Source organism: Mesorhizobium sp. P160219 (assembly GCF_057786095.1).
In genome coordinates this window covers 1,515,995-1,534,097 of record NZ_JBYNWG010000001.1, presented here as the reverse complement: position 1 = coordinate 1,534,097, position 18,103 = coordinate 1,515,995, and the positions used below count along the sequence as shown (strand labels likewise).

Here is an 18,103-nt window from a genome sequence, read left to right as displayed (position 1 = left end):
CCACTCATTGGTCGCCACTCCGGGGATCGAGCGCATCGCGCAGGCCGTCGCCCAGCAGGTTGAAGCCGAGACTGACGATCAGGATGGCGAAGCCGGGCGCGCCGGCCACCCACCATTGGTCGAGCACGAAGCGACGGCCGGACGCGATCATGGTGCCCCATTCCGGCAGCGGCGGCTGCGCGCCGAGGCCAAGGAAACCGAGGCCGGCGGCGGTGAGGATGATGCCGGCCATATCGAGCGTCACCCGGATGATCAGCGAAGAGATGCAGAGCGGCATGATGTGGCGCAGCACGATGCGGAACGGCGAGGCGCCCATCAATTGCACCGCCTTGATGTAATCGGAATTGCGCACGGTCATCGTCTCGGCCCGCGCAATTCGCGCGTAAGGCGGCCACGAGGTGATGGCGATGGCCAACACCGCGTTTTCGATCCCGGGGCCAAGGGCGGCGACAAAGGCCAGTGCCAGGATCAGCTTGGGGAAGGCGAGGAAGATGTCGGTAATGCGCATCAGAATGGCATCGGTCCAGCCGCCGGCATAGCCGGCGACGGTGCCGACCAAAAGGCCGATGGGGGCTGCGATGACAGCGACAAGAATGACGACATAGAGGGTCCAGCGTGAGCCAAAAAGAATGCGCGAATAGATATCGCGGCCGAGATCGTCGGTGCCGAACCAATGCGCCGCACTCGGCGCCAAAAGCCGCGCGTTCTTGAGATCGCCGATGGTCGGCGAATAGGGCGCCAGCACATCGGCAAAGGCGGCGACCAGCAGCAGCGCGATGATGATGAGCAGGCCGAGAAACGCCAGCCGGTTGGCGGAAAAGCGCCGCCAGGCGACATAGGCGCGGCCGAGCCTTGCCTGCATGCGCGAGGCCGGCCGATCGCTGAGCAGCCAATCGCGGCGCGTTTGGATTGCTTCGGCGCTCATCCTGTCTTCGTCCTCGGATCGAGCACCTTGTAGAGAACATCGGACAGGAGATTGATGCCGATGAACACCGAACCGATGACGATGGTGCCGCCGAGCACGGCGTTCATGTCGGCGTTCTGCAGCGAATTGGTGATGTAGAGGCCGATGCCGGGCCAGGAGAACACCGTCTCGGTCAGCACCGAACCTTCGAGCAGCCCGGCATAGGACAGCGCGATCACCGTGACCATCGGCACCGCGGCGTTGCGCAGCGCATGGCCCCAGATGATTCGCGTTTCAGACAGGCCCTTGGCGCGCGCGGCGACGATGTATTCCTGCGACAGCTCGTTCAGCATGAAGGAGCGCGTCATTCGGCTGATATAGGCGAGCGAGAAATAGCCCAGCAGCCCTGCCGGCAGGATGATGTGGCGGTAAGCGTCGTAGAAGACATCCCACTGGCCCTGCAGCGCGGCGTCGAGCAGGTAGAAGCCGGTGATCGGTGTGAATGTGTACTCGTAGACGATGTCGAGGCGGCCGGGAAAAGCTACCCATTGGAGCTTGGCGTAGAACAGGACAAGCCCCAGAAGCCCGATCCAGAAGATAGGCACGGAATAGCCAATCAGGCCGACAATGCGAACGATCTGGTCGATGAGACTGCCGCGTTTTACCGCTGCCAGCACGCCGAGCGGCACGCCGATCAACGAGCCTATCAGAGTGCCCAGCGTCGCCAGTTCGATCGTTGCCGGAAAGGCGCGGCGGATGTCGGTCATCACCGGATTGGTGGTCAGCACCGAGGTGCCGAAATCACCGTTCAGCGCATGCTTGAGATAGATATAGAATTGCTCGATCAACGGAAGATCGAGCCCCATCTCGCGGCGGGTGCGCTCGACGACATTGGCCGGTGCGCGGTCGCCGAGCACCGCCAGCACCGGATCGATCGGGATGACGCGGCCGATGAAAAAGGTCACCGCGAGCAGGCCGAGATAGGTGGTGACGGCGATGACCAGGAAGCGGCCGATCGCCAACAAGATAGCGACGGCGCGGGCGCTTCCCTGCCCCGCCGTCGCCTGGTTTTCAATCGCGCTCATCAGGGCGCGTCCGCCGGCGCTATTCCTTGGAGACCGGGCCGACGAAGTTGGTGTCGAAGCTCGGACCGAGCGCAAAGCCTTTCAGGTTTTTGCGCAGGCCTGCCACTTCCAATTGCTGGTGGATGATGACGAAGGGGCTGGTGTCGAGGATCGTCTTTTCAAGGCTCTTGTACATATCGGCGCGCTTGCCGGCATCCTTCTCCAGCAAGGCTGCTTCGGTCTGCTTTGTCAGGTCCGGGATGTCCCAGGCATTGCGCCAGGCCAGCGTCTTGGTCTTGCCTTCATCCGAATTGTCCGGGTTTGAGGCAAAGGTCTGGGCGTTGGAGTTCGGATCGAAATAGTCCTGGCCCCACTGGCCGATATAGATGTCATGATTGCGGGCGCGGTATTTGGTCAGCGTCTGCTTGCCGTCGCCGGGGATAATTTCCAGCTTGATGCCGGCTTGGCCAAGCGTCTGCTGGATCGATTCCGCCATGCCGGTGGTCGGCTGTCCCGTGCGTACGTCCATGGTTACACTGAAGCCGTCGGCCAGGCCGGCCTTGGTCAGCAGTTCCTTGGCCTTGGCGACGTCGAACTTGAACGGATTTTCGTCCAGTTCGCCCAGAACGCCCTTGGGCAGGAAGGTCTGGTGAATCTCGCCAATGCCCTTGAGGATGGTCGTGCTCAGCGCATCGTAGTCGACCAGATATTTGAACGCCTGGCGAACCTCGGGCTTGGCGAGGTTCGGATTCTTCTGGTTGAGGCTGATATAATAGACCGTGCCCTTCGGCGCGCTGGTCGTGGTGAGATCGGCATTCTTGGCGATGGCGTCGAGATCGTTCGGCTCGAGGTTGCGGGCAACGTCGATGTCGCCTGCTTCGAGCGCCAGGCGCTGTGCCGAGCTTTCCTTCATGTTGCGGTAGATGACGCGGGCGAGCTTGGCCTTCTCGCCATTGTAATTGTCGTTGCGCTCCAGCACGACGACCTCATTGGCCCGCCATTCGCGCAGCTTGTAGGCGCCGGAGCCGGCATAACCGGTCTTCAGGAAGGCGTTGCCGAAATCGTTGTCCCATTTGTAGTCGGCACTCGGCGTCACCGCGGCGACATGTTCCTTGACCAGCTTTGCGTCGACGACCGAAGCGACCGTTGCCGACAGGCAGTTTAACACGAAGCTCGGCGCATAGGCCTTGTCGACGGTGAACTGGAAGGTGGTGTCGTCGACGGCCTTGGCCTTGTCGGCGACGTTGTCGCCGCTGATGCCGAACTGGTTGATGATGAATGCTGGCGGCTTGTCCAGCTTGATGGCGCGCTCGAAGGAATAGGCGACATCGCCGGCTGTCAGTGGATTGCCCGAAGCGAACTTTAGGCCGGGCTTGAGCTTGAACGTATAGACCAGGCCGTCGTCGGAGACGGTCCAGCTCTCGGCAAGGTCGCCCTTGACCTTGGAGGTGTCGCTGAGGTCGAGGCGGACCAGCAGATCATAGGTGTTGCCGGTGACTTCGGCGGTCGACAGTTCGAACGCCTCGCCCGGATCCATGGAGATGATGTCGTCGATGGCAAAACCTTCGACCAGCGTGTCGGCGGGGGTCACGGCAAAGGCCGGCGCGACGCCAATGAGCAGAGCGGACATGGCAGCACCTGCGAGCCAGACGCGCGAACGTAGAGCAAACTTTTCCATCATCATGATGATTGTTCCCTGTTTTGTTGATTGTTGACCCCGAGTTCCCGGCTCAGGGCTGCAGTAATCTTTTTCGCGGCCGGAGGACGACCGTTAGACCCCATACCGTGTTGATTTTTTTCCAGTTGGTCAACACCCTATCCGGCAGCCCTCCAACCGGCAACGGGCATTTTTGCGAGCCGGCATACTGGACCGGAATATGCTGTGCGCGTCGAAGCATGGGCGAGCCAATTGCAGCCGCCGATGGGGAAAAATCTGCTCTTTTCGGTGTTACTTGATGGCAGCAACCAGATCGGCGTCGGGGAAGCAGGTGGCGGGGCGGCCGTTCTTTTCCTGCCAGGAGCCGATCGAGCGGCGGGTCTTGAAGCCGGGCAGACCATCGGCGCTGCCGACATCGTAGCCCTTGGCCTCCAGCGCCCGTTGCAGCGCGGCGATGTCGGAACGATGCAGGCCGCCGACCGCACCCCAGCTGCGGACAAAATCAGCATCGCCATGGGCGATGCGGTCAGCGCCATGGCCGATGAACAGGGCGTAGAGGTCGCTGGTGTTGTATTGCTTCAGCACGTAAAAATTCGGCGTGGCGATGAAGGCCGGACCGCTGCGTCCGGCCGGCATCAACAGGAACCCTTCCGCCTTCAGTTCGTTGGCCGGAAAGGCTTTGCCGCCGACGCGGCTGATTCCCATCGCCGCCCAGGTTGAGATCTTCTTGCCCTGGTCGGGACCTTCGAGCGAGCAGGAAACGCTTTCCGGAACCGTCACCTCGAAACCCCAGCCACGCCCCTTCACCCAGCCATAGTGGACGAGAAAATTGGCGATCGAGGCCAGCACGTCCGGCGTCGAATTCCAGATGTCCGGGTGCCCATCACCGTCGTAGTCGACGGCGTGCTTCAGGAACGAGGTCGGCATGAATTGCGGCTGGCCGAGCGCGCCGGCCCAGGACGATTTCATGGCGCCGACCGGCGCCAACCCATGCTCGACGATCTCGAGCGCCGCCAGCACCTCGGTGCGGAAGAAGTCCTTCTTGGTCGACATGAATGCCTTGGTGCCGAGCACCTCGAAGGCGTCGTAGGGCATTTTCGCCGCGCCGAAGCCGGTCTCGCGGCCCCAGATCGCCAACAGTATCTCGCCCGGGACACCGTAGCGCTTTTCGATCGCAGCCAGCGTCTTGGCGTTGGCCGCCTCGCGCGTGCGCGCACCTGACGTGACGGCGCGCACCGTCTTTTCGGCGAAATAGGCGCCGGGCGAACCGAACTCGGCCTGATGCTGTTTTTGCGGGGTTTTGGGTTTCTCGCCGGGCAGGACGAGGTCGGGCAATTTGAGGTTCGGCTTCACGCCGTCGAAAGCGGCGTCGAAAGTGGATTTGGAGATGCCTTTGGTCTGGGCTTGCGGCCAGAGATCGGTTTGCAGCCAGGCGCGGAACTGGTCATCGATTTTGGCAGCGGAGGCGGGGGCTACAAAAAGCAGGGCAACAAGGGATGCGAGGAGCGCAACGAGCGCCAATCCGAAAGATCCGCGTTCTGTCGCGCCCCCCTCTGTCCTGCCGGACATCTCCCCCTCAAGGGGGGAGATTGGCTGTCGCTTCGGTTTTCGCCAACCACCAGCGTTGAAAGAAGAATGCCGCCCGAGAAGCTGCTGATCTCCCCCCTTGAGGGGGAGATGTCCGGCAGGACAGAGGGGGGCCCGAAGGAATGCTGTCATCTCCGGAGCATCCCCGCCAATTGCGTCAAAACGCCGTCCGCGATCGCAACGCGGCTGCCAGCGTACCCTCATCCAGATAATCAAGCTCGCCGCCAACCGGCACGCCATGGGCAAGTCGTGTCACCTTGACCTCGAAGCCCGACAACTGGTCGGTGAGATAATGCGCCGTCGTCTGGCCCTCGACGGTGGCGTTGACGGCGAGGATCACCTCCTTCACCTCGCCGCCGGCGACGCGGTCGACCAGCGAGCGGACATTGAGCTGGTCGGGGCCGATGCCGTCGAGCGGCGACAGCGTGCCGCCGAGCACATGGTAGCGCACATTCATGGCCGCGGCCCGCTCCAGCGCCCAGAGGTCGGAGACATCCTCGACGACGATCAGCGTCGAGGCATCGCGGCGCGGATCGGTGCAGATCATGCAAGGGTCGGAGGTATCGACATTGCCGCAGGTCGTGCAGATGCGCACCTTGTCGGCGGCTTCAGCCATGGCGGCGGCGAGCGGCGACAAAAGCTGCTCCTTCTTCTTGATGAGGTGCAGTGCCGCACGCCTGGCCGAACGCGGCCCTAGCCCCGGGACCTTGGCCAGGAGCTGGATCAGGCGTTCGATCTCGGGACCGGCGATTCGCTTCGACATCGCACTGATCTAGGATTTTTCCGCGCGCTTTGAAACATGCGCATACGCACCGAGCCCGCCATGCTGCCATGGCGGGCTCGGAAACTGTTTTAGGCGTCAGTAGGCTGAGAGCGGCCGGGTTTGATCGACGATCATTGCGCCGATAGCGTCGGTGTTCTCAGGCGTCGACTGGAAGCCCATCGACGCTTCCTGCGTTGCCGATGGAACCGAGGTGATGTAGCGGGCGTTCAGCGTGCCGCCGAAACGCGAGGCATCGGGCTCGGCCATCGGCTCCTGCATCGCCACCTCCGTCTGCTTGGCGGCGACGCGGGCGCTCTTGGCGGGCGCCGCGGAAGCCGTCACATAGGTCTGCTCGGCCGGGGCACGTGTCGCCTTGGCTGCGCGAACCGCCGCGGCCTGCTTGGCCGGATCTGGACGGACAATGGTCTTCACCACCGGCTCGGCGTAGGCAACCTGCAACGGCGCTTCAGGCACAGGCGCGCGCGGCTGCGCCGAGGCAACCATGGTCGTGGATTCATCCGGCAGCGGCTGCCAGTTGCGACCGCGCTTCTCGTAGAAGGCGTTGCCGCCGGCAACCATGGTGTAATGCATGTTCTTGTAGGGGAACCTCAGTCCGGCGGTGTGGAAGTACATCGTGTTCTTCAGCTTGGCCTTGCGCTCGCCCTTGAGCACCGCATCGGCGGCCTCCTCGACATCGGGCATCGCTTTCGAATTCATCGCCCGCGTCATCACGCCGGGCGCGAACTGGCCCGGTTCGCCAACCACTTGGCAAATGGTGCTGCCATGATTGCCGGAGCGCAGCCGGTTCATCACCACCGTGCCGACGGCGATCATGCCGTCACGGCTCGAGCGGTTGGACTCGAAGAACATCGCCCGCTCCAGGCATTCCTTCTCCTTCGGCGTGTTGCGGTAGGCGCGCGTCGAAAGGAAGCTGGGCGTGATGGCGTCGGTCAGGCTGGCGACCGACAGGCCATGCGAAGACGTGGTCTGGCTGCAACCGGCCAGGAACACAGGAGAGAAGATAATGCCGAGCAGAAGCGGCGTCTTCCATCGCGTAGCGATCAACAAAAATGCCTCATTGTCCAGATGCCAGCTCGCCCCGAGATGTGGCAAGAATGAGACTCTTAAAGGCAAAAAGATGGCTAAAGGATTAGCTTTCGTGCAGCATAGGTAAAACTTTATAAATGCCCGGATATGTCCGTGAGCAAAGCCCGAGAAAGTCTTAACAACAGCCTCCGCAGCCGATTTCCCTTCATAATCAATTAACTGGTTGGGCCGGCTCAGAACGGCAATTTCATTCCGGGCGGGATCGGCAAGCCTGCCGTCAGCGCCTTGGTCTTCTCCTGCATAATCTGCTCGACCTTATTTTTGGCGTCATTGTGAGCGGCCAGCAGCAGGTCTTCGAGAATCTCGACCTCGTCCTCCTTGAACAGCGACGGATCGATCTTCAGCGACTTCATTTCGAACTTGCCGGTCAGCGTGACATTGACCAGCCCGCCGCCCGCCTGCCCGCTTGCTTCAATCGTCGCGATCTCGTCCTGCATGGCCTGGAACTTGGCCTGCATTTCCTTCGCCTTGCCCATCAGGCCGAGAAGATCTTTCATGGTCGGGTCCTTTGCGGATTCGTGGCTATGGTCAGGTTTCGTCGTCGTCGGACGGCGGCTCGACCGGCGCTTCGGCCTTGTCGGTGTCGACTTCCGGCGCGTCGGGAATGCGCACGTCGATGATCTTGGCGCCGGGAAAGCGCGCCAGGATGGCGGCCACAGCCGGATCGCTTTTCGCGTCGGAGAAAGCAGTCTCGCGCCTGGTCGATTCCATCTCGGCCAGCGTTTGGCCGCCCTCTTCCTTCGACAATGACACCAGCCAGTTGCGGCCGGTCCAGGCGCGCAGCTTCGTCGTCAAGTCGTTGAGCAGCATCTTGGGCGCATCGGCGGTCAGGCCGACGTCGATACGGCCGGGCTCGATGCGCACCAGGCGAATACAGCTCTTGACCAGCACCTTAAAGGCGATGTCACGCTGCGCGTCGGCAAGAGCGACAATATCGGCCAGCGATTTCAGCGGCGGCGATTGCGGCTCGACGACCGGCTGCGGAGGCGCGACAAAGGCGACCGGGGGCGCGTCGACCAATCGCATGGTTTGCGCACCGGCTGGCCCGGACGGCATCCGGGTCTGCGCTACCGCGCTGGCGCCGCCGCCATTGCCGGCATTTACCGGCGCACCATTCGGGCGTGACGCACCACCGGACGCCGGAGCGCCGCTCTCTAGAGATTTCAGCGCCTCGTCCAGCGTCGGCAGGTCGGCGGCATGCGCCAGCCGGATCAGCACCATCTCGCCGGCGCTGACCGGTCGGTTGGACGACTGCACCTCGGGAATGCCTTTCAAGAGCATCTGCCAGGTTCGCGACAGAACCTTGACCGACAGCGTGCTGGCGAAGTCGGCGCCGCGGCGGCGCTCATCCTCGGACAGGGAAGCGTCGTCGGCAGCCGTCGGCACGAAGCGCAGCCGGGTGACGAGGTGGTTGAATTCGGCCAGATCGGTCAGCACGGCAGCCGGATCGGCGCCGGTGTCGTACTGGTTGCGGAATTCGGCAAGGGCGGCCGCCACATCGCCTTTCATGACATGTTCGAACAGGTCGACGATGCGGGCGCGGTCGGCGAGACCCAGCATGGCGCGCACCGCTTCGGCGCTGACGGCGCCGCCGCCATGGGCGATTGCCTGGTCGAGGATGGAGAGCGAATCGCGGGCCGAGCCTTCGGCGGCGCGCGCGATCATCGCCAGCGCGTCGTCGTCTACCGAAATGCCTTCCTTGCCGGCAATGGAGGCGAGATGCGCGACCAGCGCGCCGGCATCGATGCGTCTCAGGTCGAAACGCTGGCAGCGCGACAGCACGGTGATCGGCACTTTGCGGATTTCGGTGGTGGCAAAGATGAATTTGACGTGCGGCGGCGGCTCTTCCAGCGTCTTCAACAGGCCGTTGAAGGCCTGGGTGGAGAGCATGTGCACTTCGTCGATGATGTAGACTTTGTAGCGCGCCGACACCGGGGCATAGCGCACGCGCTCGATAATGTCCCTGATGTCGTCGATGCCGGTATGCGACGCGGCGTCCATCTCGATGACGTCGACATGGCGGCCTTCCATGATCGCCTGGCAGTGCTCGCCCAGGAGGGCGAGGTCGACCGAGGGATGGTCGACCGTCGGCGTCTTGTAGTTGAGCGCCCGCGCCAGGATGCGCGCCGTCGTGGTCTTACCGACGCCGCGCACGCCGGTCAGCATCCAGGCCTGGGCGATGCGGCCTGTGGAGAAAGCGTTGGTCAAAGTGCGGACCATCGGCTCCTGGCCGATCAGTTCCGAGAAATTCGACGGACGATATTTGCGCGCCAGCACGCGATAGGCGACGGCCTTTTGCTTCTCCAGGTTTTCGGGGTCCGAATTTCCGGCTTCGCTCATTCGCCCGTAAAGCTCCAAAAGGCCGCGTCTCAGCGTAGCCGATTCCTGCTAGATCGTTTCCCCGTTTTCTGAAACGGCAAACCGCTCTACCCTTTGCTTTAACGCAATTCCGGACGGGAAACCGCTCACACTTTCCCTGGAATTGCTCCAATAGTCTCGCCCGCGCTGCAATGCGTCGTCAATGTCGCGAGAGGGGCCGATGAGGTGGGAGGCTGGAACAATGACCCGTTCCGGGCTCGTTAGGGCTGCTTCCTTCCGGACCTGACCCGGTTGGCGAGTGGATCGTCCACCACCAACCTCCCGCGTTCCATATCGGCAATTCAGCGATCAAATGCAAGGGTGCATTGAGAATCGGATGCCCTTGAACTCCGCCGCTCAATGAATCGCTTGCAGCCCCCGTGCAGCCGCTCTAGCGTCATGAGTTTGGGAATAATGCGAGAAGCGCAAGGGAAACGCCAATGCTACCGGGCCTCAAGGCCGGATTCACGCTCGACTCCAGGCTGGAGGCGGATAGCGAGCAGCTGATGTGGCTCGGCCTGTGCGAGCTCAGGGTGATGAACGATAGCCGCTGGCCATGGCTGGTCCTGGTGCCGCAGCGGCCGGGGGCCGAAGAAATCCACGACATGACGCCGCTCGACCAGGCGATGTTGACCTTCGAAACCAACATGGTGGCGCAGGCGCTGAAAAGAACCACGGGCTGCACCAAGATCAACACCGGCGCGCTCGGCAACATCGTTCGGCAATTGCATGTCCACGTCATCGCCCGCTCGGAAGGCGATCCGGGCTGGCCGGGGCCGGTGTGGGGGCACGGCATGCGCGAGCCCTATGAGCGTTCAGGCATCCGCCAATTTGCGCAACAGATCAAGGCGGCGCTATAAGCCGCCTGTGTCCATCCCTAGACGTTCGAGCTTCCATGACCTTTCGCCTTTTTGACGCGCCCTTGCGCGAACCGAGCCAGTTCGTCGGCTTCGCCGGAAACACGATTGATCGGCAATCCGAGAACCGCGCCGACGATTCCGTCGAAAGGGCGTTGGCCGATCCCTCGGCACGTCTTCTGCCGATGCATGGCGGACGGCTGTATCTGAAATTGCACGATGGCAGCTTCGACCCTTGGTTCGATCTGGCTGAGAGCCAGAAGCTGCAGCCATCACTCGCACAAGGCGTGCTGCTTGGCTTTGCCGAGAGCGGCCCGGTCCTTGCCGTGCCGGTCGGCCTCGATCCCGAACAGCTACCGGAGACCATGAAGGCGATCGATTATCGCTCGGTCTATATGCAGGGGCTGATCGACGAGGCGGCAGCGGGCGCGCTGGCGCAAGGCGCCGCCCTGCTTGCCTGGCATGCCACCCATCGCTTCTGCAGCAAATGCGGCCATGAATCGCATATGCGGGCCGGCGGCTACAAGCGCCATTGCCCAAATTGCGGCACCGAGCACTTTCCACGCACCGATCCGGTGGCGATTATGCTGACGGCGACGCGGGAAAAATGCCTGCTCGGCCGCGGCCGGCATTTCGGGCCCGGCATGTACTCGGCGCTTGCCGGCTTCATCGAGCCGGGCGAGACGATCGAGGCGGCGGTGCGCCGCGAAACGCTGGAGGAAGCCGGCATCCGGCTCGGCCGCGTCGTCTACCATGCCAGCCAACCCTGGCCGTTCCCCTATTCGCTGATGATCGGCTGTTTCGGCGAACCGCTCAATGACGACATCCAGGCCGATCTCAACGAGTTGGAAGATTGCCGCTGGTTTTTTCGCGACGAGGTGCGTTCCATGCTGGAGAGGACGCACAAGGACAATCTGGTCACGCCGCCGAAAGGCGCGATCGCGCATCATCTGATCCGCGCCTGGGTCGACAGCGAATAAGACTTGTTATTTTACGCAATTCCGGACGGAAAACCGCTTCACACTTTTCCTGGAATTGCTTAACGGGAGCAAAAAATGATCCGTCACACCGTGGTTTTCACCCTGAAGCACCCGCAGTACTCGCTGGAGGAAAAGCGGTTCCTCTCCGATGCCAAGCGCATTCTCAGCGCAATCAAGGGCGTCACCCATTTCGAGCCGCTGCGGCAAGTCAGCCCGAAAAACGACTATCACTTCGGCTTCTCGATGGAGTTCGTCGATCAGGCCGCCTACACCAGATATAACGAGCATCCCGACCACGTTGCCTTCGTGCGCGACCGCTGGATCCCGGAAGTCGAAACCTTCATGGAAATCGACTATGTGCCGCTGACCCTGCTGGTTTAGGGAACCTTAGTCCGCGACCTTCCACTGCTCGCGCGACTCGCTGGCGGGATAGACACCCAAAATGCGCACTTCGCGCGAGAAGAAGCGCAGTTCGTCCAGCGCCAGCTTGACCAGTGGATCGTCGGGATGGCCCTCGATATCGGCGTAGAACAGCGTCGCGGTGAAGGCGCCCAACTGATAGCTCTCCAGCTTCGTCATGTTGACGCCGTTGGTGGCGAAACCGCCCATTGCCTTGTAGAGCGCAGCCGGCACGTTGCGGACACGGAACATGAAGGTCGTCATCATCTTGGTGTCGGCCGAGGGCCGTTCGGCCAATCGCTTGTCCTTGGTCAGCACGACAAAGCGGGTGACATTCGAATCCGTGTCCTCGACGTTCTTCTCGATGATGTCGAGGCCGTAGAGTTCTGCGGCTAGCGCCGGGGCGAGCGAGGCCATGGTGCGGTCCTTGAGCTCCGAGACCAGCTTCGCAGAGCCCGCCGTGTCGCCGGCGATCACCGGCTTCCAACCGTTCTTGCGGATGTATTTGCGGCACTGTCCCAGCGCATGGATATGGCTGTGCACGGTCTTGATCTCTTCGCGTTTGACGCCTGGCAGCACCATCAGCTGGAAGTGGATCGGCAGAAAATACTCGCCGACGATGTGGAGTTTCGATTCCGGCAAGAGATGATGAATGTCGGCGACGCGGCCGGCGATGGTGTTTTCGATCGGGATCATGGCGAGGTCGGCCTTGTTGGTCTCGACCGCGTTGAAGGCATCCTCGAAGGTGGGGCACGGCAACGGCTCCATCGAAGGGAACATGTTGCGGCTGGCGGTGTCGGAATTGGCGCCCGGTTCGCCTTGGAAGGCTATTCTGTTGGTCTTGTCAGGCATGCCGATATCTCAGGTTGAAGGTCTCAGGAAAGAATTTGTCGGGCGCGTTCGAGGTCTTCCGGCGTGTCGACGCCCAGCGGCAGCGATTGCACGATCTCGGCATCGATGCGCATACCGGCCTCCACCGCCCGCAACTGCTCCAGCCGCTCGCGCCGTTCGAGCGGCGAAGGTTTTAGCGCGACGAAGCGTTCGAGGGCTGAGCGCCGATAGGCGTAGAGGCCGACATGGTGATAGAGCGGCCCCTCGCCCCAGGGCGCGGTGGCGCGGGTGAAATAGAGCGCCTTCAGCCGCGTCGCCGACAACGGCGAACCGACGATCTTGACGACGTTGGGGTTGGCCTTTTCCTCGTCGCGGACGATCTCGACGCCGAGCGTGGCGATGTCGACCGCAGCGTCCTCGAACGGTTTCAGCGCCGCACCGATGATCTTGGGATCGATGGTCGGCAGGTCGCCCTGCACATTGACGATGGTTTCGACCTTGCGATCGGGGTCGAGGGCGGTCAGCGCCTCGAAGATACGGTCGGAACCGGATTCGTGGTCGGTGCGCGTCATCACCGCCTCGAAACCGTGCGCGCGCACCGCTTCGGCCACGTTGCGCGTGTCGGTTGCCACCACTACCCGGCCAAGCCCAGCCTCAGCGGCGCGGCGGGCGACATGGACGATCATCGGCGCGCCGGCTATGTCGGCCAGCGGCTTGCCCGGCAGGCGCGTCGAGGCCATGCGGGCCGGGATCAGGATGAGCGTGGACATCGAGGTTGCAAGGCGTTCGAAAGAGGATGGGGAAAGTGGCAAAAGGTCTCACTGGAAGCGCCCTTATAGGTGTTGCAACGCCCAAGCAAAAGACCTAGTTTCCGCCCGATTTGACCGGCTCGACGGGGTGGGTCACGATACCGACGGACGGAGTGGACGGAGAGGTCCGCCGGAAAAGGGAGCCCTGGGGCGTATGGATTCCAACGAAGTCAACAAACTGCTCGCCGGGTTGCTTGGAACCTGTTTCGTCGTCTTCTCGGTCGGTTTGGTGTCCGACGCCCTGTTTGCCTCGCCGGCGCCGGAAAAACCCGGCTTTGCCATCGAGGCGACGGAGCCTGCCGAAGGCGGCGCCGCCGGACCCGCAGCAGAGGCGAAGCCGATCGCCGACCTTTTGGCCACCGCCAATGTCGAGCAAGGTGCGGCCGTCTTTAAGAAATGCCAGGCCTGCCATTCCGGCGAAAAAGGCGGCCCCAACAAGGTCGGCCCGGATCTCTGGGACATCGTCGACCGCCCCGTCGCCGAGCATGAGGGCTTTGCCTATTCGGCCGGCATGAAGGAGTTTTCCAAGGGCGGCGCCGAGAAGTGGACCTATGACAATCTCAACCACTTCATCACCTCGCCGAAGAAATTCGTGAAGGGCACGGCGATGGGCTTTGCCGGCCTGCCGAAGGACGAGGACCGCGCCAACGTCATTGCCTATCTGCGCACGCTGTCGGATAGCCCGAAGCCGCTGCCGACGCCAGGTGCCGCCGCCGATGCAACGGCGCCGGCCAAGCCGGCCGAGGGTGCCGCTCCGGCCAAGCCGGCTGAAGGTGCAGCTCCAGCCCCTGCGACGCCGGCACCGGCGCCCGCCAAATAACCGAATTGTCATCTCCATGACCTCAAAAAAGCCGGGTTCAGCCCGGCTTTTTGTTAGGAAAATCGCATATGCGGCGACAAAGCCGCCGCATGGCGGTTTTCACCGGCGTCAAATCATTTAGGATTGCCGGGCATCGCGACGAGGAGAACGCATGACGGTTGGCCGAACGCTTCTGAGGTCCTTTCTGGTTGTGGGCGCCCTCGCAGGCGGCCTGCAGGCATCCTTCCCCCAGGAATGGCACACCACCTCTTCGCTGATCGGCCCCTCCAAATATGGCGAGAACTTCCAGCGCTACGATTATGTGAATCCGGATGCACCGAAGGGCGGTACCTACAATTCGGTCGTTTCCGGCACGTTCGACAGCTTCAATCCCTACGTCGTGCAGGGCTCGCCGGCGGCCGGCCTGCAGCCATTTGGCGGCGGCCTGCTCTACGACACGCTCATGGATCAAGCGACTGACGAAGGCAGCGTCAGCCACCCGCTCATCGCCGATGCCTACAAGTACCCTACCGACTATTCCTCGGCCACCTACCGGCTCGACCCACGGGCGAAATGGCATGACGGACAGCCGATCACCACTGACGACGTGATCTGGTCGTTCCAGGTGCTGAAGGCCAACAGCCCGATGTACAGCCGCTATTTCGAAAACGTCACCGACGCCGTCGCTGTCTCGGACCGTGAGGTCGAGTTCCACTTCGACCAGAAGGGCAATCGCGAACTGCCCAAGATCCTCGGCGACCTTGTCGTGCTGCCCAAGCATTGGTGGGAAGGCACCGACGACAATGGCAAGAAGCGCGACATCACCAAGGGGACGCTGGAGCCGCCGCTGGGCTCGGCTGCATACAAGATCGCCAGCTTCAAGGCGGGGTCGGAAATCGTCTGGCAGCGCGTCCCCGACTATTGGGGCGCCAAGCTGGCTGTGAAGATCGGCCGGGAGAATTTCGACACGCAGCACTTCACCTACATTCTTGACGACAACGCCTCCTGGGAGGCGTTCAAGAAAGGTGGCCTCGACGATATCAAGCCGGAAAACAGCTCGAAGCGCTGGGCGACATTTTATGATTTCGCGGCGATCAAGGCCGGCGATGTGATCAAGCAGGAGTTCAAGACCACCTCGCCCGAGCCGATGCAGGCTTTCATGCTCAACCAGAGACATAGGTTGTTTGCCGATCGTCTGGTCAGGGCCGCGCTCACCTACCCGTTCGATTTCGAATCGATGAACCGCACGCTGTTCTTCGGTTTCAACACTCGCACCCACAGCTATTTCCAGGGCACGGACCTAGCCTCCAGCGGCTTGCCGCAAGGCAAGGAATTGGAGATCCTGGAGAAGTACCGCGACAAGCTGCCGCCGGAAGTATTCACCCAGGAATTCAAGTTGCCGGTCTACGATTCGCCGCAGGCGGAGCGCAAATATCTGAAGCAGGCGGTCGACCTGTTCGCCCAGGCCGGCTGGGTGATCAAGGGCGGCAAGATGGTCAACGCCAAGACCGGCGAGCCATTCAAGTTTGAAATCCTAGGCTCGAATGAAACCGACCAGGTCATTTCCAGCCCCTGGATCGCCAATCTGCGCAAGATCGGCGTCGATGCAACACTGCGCATCGTCGACCCGAGCCAGTACACCAACCGCGTCAGAAACTTCGATTACGACGTCATCACAGGACAGCTCCAACAGTCGGAATCGCCCGGCAACGAGCAGCGCGATTTCTGGAGCTCCAAGGCCGCCGACACACCGGCATCGCGCAATTATTCCGGCATCAAGAACCCGGTCGTTGACGCCCTTGTCGACCGCATCATTTTTGCCACGGATCGCGATGACCTCGTCGCCACCACCCATGCGCTCGATCGCGTGCTGCTGTGGAATTACTATGTGGTGCCGCAATACTATCGCGCCGTTGTGTGGCTGGCTTACTGGAACAAGTTCGGCATCCCGGAAAAGCAGCCCGGCTACCGTGGCGCCGATATCGATTCCTGGTGGATCGATGCGGACAAGGAAAAGGCCCTGGCCGCCAAGTACAAGGGCAGCAATTGATGGCGGGGCTCCCTCGCCGCGATTTCCTGGCCCTCAGTGGCGCCGCGGCCGTTGCTGCGCTGCTGCCGGGCAAGGCTTTCGCCGCCAGCCCAACCGGCGTGAAACTGCATGGACTGTCGGCTTTCGGCGACCTCAAATACAAGCCGGACTTCACTCATTTCGACTATGTCAATGTCGATGCGCCGCAAGGTGGCGTCTTCAACTTCCTGCCGCGCAACTGGCTTGCCAACCAGACGCCGCTGACCTTCAACACGCTGAATTCGTTCGTTCCCAAAGGCGATTCGCCCCAGCGCACGGAGATGTGCTTCGATTCACTGATGGTGAGAGCGTACGACGAACCTGACGCCGTTTACGGGCTGATCGCTGACAGCGTGACGATTTCCGACGACCGCAACGACTTCACCTTCTCGCTGCGCCCGCAGGCCCGCTTCCATGACAGCACGCCATTGACGGCAGAGGATGCCGCCTTCACCTTCAAGCTGCTCAAGGACAAGGGGCACCCGTACTATTCCCTGCCGCTAACGCATCTGGATGACGCGATTGCCGTGGATGCCCACACGCTGCAGCTTAGGTTTTCCGGCAAGCAGACAAGCCGCACCATCCTCAACGTCGTCGAGTTCCCGGTCCTGTCGAAGGCGTTCTACACGGCCAACCCGTTCGATTCCTCGCAGATGAACCCGCCGTTGGGGTCAGCCGCCTACAAGGTCGGTCGCTGGTCGGCAGGGGCCTGGATCGAATATGAGCGTGTGGCTGATTATTGGGGCAACGACCTGCCGGTCAATCGCGGCCAGAACAATTTTCAGCGGATCCGCGTTGAGTTCTATCAGGACCGTAGCGTTGCCTTCGAAGCGTTCAAGAAGGGAGAAATCCTCTACAGGGAGGAATTCACCTCGCGCGTCTGGGCGACCGGCTACGACTTCCCAGCGTTCACTGCCGGCAAGGTGGTGAAGCACGAATTCCCGGCCGAAACGGTGCCTTCGATGCAGGGCACCGCCGTCAACCAGCGGCGCGAGCAGTTTCGCGACTCGCGCGTGCGGCAGGCGATCGGGCTCTGCTTCGACTTCGAATGGACGCGGCGCAATTTCTTCTACGGTTCCTATGAGCGCTCGCAATCCTGCTTCGAGAAATCCGAATTTCGCGCCGAGGGCAGACCGTCGCCACAAGAATTGGCTCTTCTTGAGCCGCTGCGTGAGCAGATTCCCGCCGAGGCTTTTGGCGAAGCCGTGATCCAGGACGCGTCGAACGGCTCCGGCCGCGACCGGCAGTTGCTTGGCAAGGCGGCCAAGCTTCTGGCCGAGGCCGGCTGGAAACGGTCCGGCAATTTCGTCGTGAACGACAAGGGTGGTCGGTTGTCCGCAGAGTTTCTTGTCGACGACGAAGTCTTCGAACAGGTCTACTCGCCCTGGGTCGAAAACATGAAGGCGGTCGGCATCGATGCCTCGATCCGGCTGGTGGATGCCGCGCAATATCAGCTGCGGCAGAATTCGTTCGACTACGACCTCGTCTCGGTCGCGGCCTCGTTTCCGGCGACGCCAACCCGTGACGACCTCGAAACCATTTTCCATTCGCGAGCAGCTACCGTATCGGGCTCTCGCAATCTGCCGGGAACGTCGAGCCCGGCCATCGACGCCCTGGTTGACGCCGCAGGTGCCGCCGAGGGTCGCGAAAGCCTGACAATTGCCATGCGCGCGCTCGACCGGGTCTTGCGTGCACGGAGGGATTGGATTCCAAGTTGGTTCCTGGCGAATCATCGAAGCGCCTATTGGGACATGTTCGGTTTTCCCGAGCGGAAACCCGATTTCGACTTCCCGGTCGAAGCGCTGTGGTGGGTCGACAAGGGCAAGGCGGCAAAAATTGGCAAAGGGTAGGCTGTTGCGCGGCACTTTACCCTCCCCCTCGTGGGGAGGGTCGGTGAGCACTTCGTGCGCAGCGCGAATG

General features: G+C 62.1%; 16 protein-coding genes and 1 other RNA gene. 6 read left to right on the top strand and 11 right to left on the bottom strand.

Features of this window, described 5'->3' with window-relative positions; translation table 11 throughout:
- Positions 1-4: 4 nt before the first annotated feature.
- The 9 genes from nikC to ffs form a co-directional block, all read right to left on the bottom strand.
- Positions 5-925 (bottom strand): nickel transporter permease, encoded by a 921-nt coding sequence (gene nikC / locus AC3EMP_RS07525; RefSeq protein WP_023682024.1) that lies wholly within the window; start codon positions 923-925, stop codon positions 5-7.
- Complete coding sequence (locus tag AC3EMP_RS07520) at positions 922-1,989, bottom strand: ABC transporter permease (protein ID WP_023669524.1); 1,068 nt, start codon at positions 1,987-1,989, stop codon at positions 922-924. Before AC3EMP_RS07520 ends, nikC begins: the two co-directional genes overlap by 4 nt.
- 19 nt (positions 1,990-2,008) lie before the next feature.
- Positions 2,009-3,652 (bottom strand): ABC transporter substrate-binding protein, encoded by a 1,644-nt coding sequence (locus AC3EMP_RS07515; RefSeq protein ID WP_023708185.1) that lies wholly within the window; start codon positions 3,650-3,652, stop codon positions 2,009-2,011.
- Between the two features lie 264 nt (positions 3,653-3,916).
- Positions 3,917-5,194, bottom strand: coding sequence for a lytic murein transglycosylase (locus AC3EMP_RS07510; protein ID WP_023669522.1), 1,278 nt, complete (start codon positions 5,192-5,194; stop codon positions 3,917-3,919).
- 175 nt (positions 5,195-5,369) lie between these two features.
- Positions 5,370-5,975, bottom strand: coding sequence for a recombination mediator RecR (gene recR / locus AC3EMP_RS07505; protein ID WP_023669521.1), 606 nt, complete (start codon positions 5,973-5,975; stop codon positions 5,370-5,372).
- A gap of 96 nt (positions 5,976-6,071) precedes the next feature.
- The gene (locus AC3EMP_RS07500) at positions 6,072-7,040 is read right to left on the bottom strand and encodes a cell wall hydrolase (RefSeq protein ID WP_023669520.1); all 969 of its coding nucleotides are present in this window, start codon (positions 7,038-7,040) and stop codon (positions 6,072-6,074) included.
- A gap of 215 nt (positions 7,041-7,255) precedes the next feature.
- Positions 7,256-7,579, bottom strand: a complete 324-nt coding sequence (locus AC3EMP_RS07495; RefSeq protein WP_023669519.1) for a YbaB/EbfC family nucleoid-associated protein — start codon at positions 7,577-7,579, stop codon at positions 7,256-7,258.
- Between the two features lie 31 nt (positions 7,580-7,610).
- Entirely contained in the window at positions 7,611-9,422 is a 1,812-nt protein-coding gene (locus AC3EMP_RS07490; protein ID WP_023708186.1) for a DNA polymerase III subunit gamma/tau, read from the bottom strand.
- Positions 9,423-9,626: 204 nt separating this feature from the next.
- Positions 9,627-9,723: signal recognition particle sRNA small type (ffs, locus tag AC3EMP_RS07485), an RNA gene on the bottom strand.
- 157 nt (positions 9,724-9,880) lie between these two features.
- Here ffs and AC3EMP_RS07480 point away from each other — a divergent pair.
- The 3 genes from AC3EMP_RS07480 (at position 9,881) to AC3EMP_RS07470 (ending at position 11,658) form a co-directional block, all read left to right on the top strand.
- Positions 9,881-10,300, top strand: coding sequence for an HIT domain-containing protein (locus AC3EMP_RS07480; RefSeq protein WP_023682032.1), 420 nt, complete (start codon positions 9,881-9,883; stop codon positions 10,298-10,300).
- Between the two features lie 35 nt (positions 10,301-10,335).
- Positions 10,336-11,277, top strand: a complete 942-nt coding sequence (gene nudC, locus AC3EMP_RS07475; RefSeq protein ID WP_023682033.1) for an NAD(+) diphosphatase — start codon at positions 10,336-10,338, stop codon at positions 11,275-11,277.
- Between the two features lie 75 nt (positions 11,278-11,352).
- Positions 11,353-11,658, top strand: coding sequence for a Dabb family protein (locus AC3EMP_RS07470; RefSeq protein ID WP_023669515.1), 306 nt, complete (start codon positions 11,353-11,355; stop codon positions 11,656-11,658).
- Between the two features lie 6 nt (positions 11,659-11,664).
- On the opposite strand, the gene AC3EMP_RS07465 is transcribed toward AC3EMP_RS07470, so the two are convergent.
- Together AC3EMP_RS07465 and AC3EMP_RS07460 are read right to left on the bottom strand one after the other, a co-directional pair.
- Positions 11,665-12,528 carry a prephenate dehydratase gene (locus AC3EMP_RS07465; protein ID WP_023682034.1) on the bottom strand — a complete coding sequence of 288 codons (864 nt, stop codon included), beginning with the start codon at positions 12,526-12,528 and terminating at the stop codon, positions 11,665-11,667.
- A gap of 23 nt (positions 12,529-12,551) precedes the next feature.
- Entirely contained in the window at positions 12,552-13,277 is a 726-nt protein-coding gene (locus tag AC3EMP_RS07460) for a 3-deoxy-manno-octulosonate cytidylyltransferase (protein WP_023669513.1), read from the bottom strand.
- A gap of 193 nt (positions 13,278-13,470) precedes the next feature.
- On the opposite strand from AC3EMP_RS07460, the gene AC3EMP_RS07455 reads away from it, so the two are divergent.
- From AC3EMP_RS07455 to AC3EMP_RS07445, 3 genes are all read left to right on the top strand, one after another.
- Positions 13,471-14,136: a c-type cytochrome gene (locus tag AC3EMP_RS07455; protein WP_023669512.1), complete on the top strand. Its 666-nt coding sequence runs from the start codon at positions 13,471-13,473 to the stop codon at positions 14,134-14,136.
- A gap of 151 nt (positions 14,137-14,287) precedes the next feature.
- Complete coding sequence (locus AC3EMP_RS07450; protein WP_023682035.1) at positions 14,288-16,165, top strand: extracellular solute-binding protein; 1,878 nt, start codon at positions 14,288-14,290, stop codon at positions 16,163-16,165.
- Entirely contained in the window at positions 16,165-18,033 is a 1,869-nt protein-coding gene (locus tag AC3EMP_RS07445) for an extracellular solute-binding protein (RefSeq protein ID WP_023682036.1), read from the top strand. Before AC3EMP_RS07450 ends, AC3EMP_RS07445 begins: the two co-directional genes overlap by 1 nt.
- The last annotated feature ends 70 nt before the right edge of the window (positions 18,034-18,103 follow it).

Excerpts from the sequence above, each read along its gene's own strand:
- nikC (WP_023682024.1), bottom strand. The coding sequence starts at position 925 with ATGAGCGCCGAAGCAATCCAAACGCGCCGCGATTGGCTGCTCAGCGAT.
- AC3EMP_RS07520 (WP_023669524.1), bottom strand. The coding sequence starts at position 1,989 with ATGAGCGCGATTGAAAACCAGGCGACGGCGGGGCAGGGAAGCGCCCGC.
- AC3EMP_RS07515 (WP_023708185.1), bottom strand. The coding sequence starts at position 3,652 with ATGATGATGGAAAAGTTTGCTCTACGTTCGCGCGTCTGGCTCGCAGGT.
- AC3EMP_RS07510 (WP_023669522.1), bottom strand. The coding sequence starts at position 5,194 with ATGTCCGGCAGGACAGAGGGGGGCGCGACAGAACGCGGATCTTTCGGA.
- recR (WP_023669521.1), bottom strand. The coding sequence starts at position 5,975 with ATGTCGAAGCGAATCGCCGGTCCCGAGATCGAACGCCTGATCCAGCTC.
- AC3EMP_RS07495 (WP_023669519.1), bottom strand. The coding sequence starts at position 7,579 with ATGAAAGATCTTCTCGGCCTGATGGGCAAGGCGAAGGAAATGCAGGCC.
- AC3EMP_RS07490 (WP_023708186.1), bottom strand. The coding sequence starts at position 9,422 with ATGAGCGAAGCCGGAAATTCGGACCCCGAAAACCTGGAGAAGCAAAAG.
- AC3EMP_RS07480 (WP_023682032.1), top strand. The coding sequence starts at position 9,881 with ATGCTACCGGGCCTCAAGGCCGGATTCACGCTCGACTCCAGGCTGGAG.
- nudC (WP_023682033.1), top strand. The coding sequence starts at position 10,336 with ATGACCTTTCGCCTTTTTGACGCGCCCTTGCGCGAACCGAGCCAGTTC.
- AC3EMP_RS07470 (WP_023669515.1), top strand. The coding sequence starts at position 11,353 with ATGATCCGTCACACCGTGGTTTTCACCCTGAAGCACCCGCAGTACTCG.
- AC3EMP_RS07465 (WP_023682034.1), bottom strand. The coding sequence starts at position 12,528 with ATGCCTGACAAGACCAACAGAATAGCCTTCCAAGGCGAACCGGGCGCC.
- AC3EMP_RS07460 (WP_023669513.1), bottom strand. The coding sequence starts at position 13,277 with ATGTCCACGCTCATCCTGATCCCGGCCCGCATGGCCTCGACGCGCCTG.
- AC3EMP_RS07455 (WP_023669512.1), top strand. The coding sequence starts at position 13,471 with ATGGATTCCAACGAAGTCAACAAACTGCTCGCCGGGTTGCTTGGAACC.
- AC3EMP_RS07450 (WP_023682035.1), top strand. The coding sequence starts at position 14,288 with ATGACGGTTGGCCGAACGCTTCTGAGGTCCTTTCTGGTTGTGGGCGCC.
- AC3EMP_RS07445 (WP_023682036.1), top strand. The coding sequence starts at position 16,165 with ATGGCGGGGCTCCCTCGCCGCGATTTCCTGGCCCTCAGTGGCGCCGCG.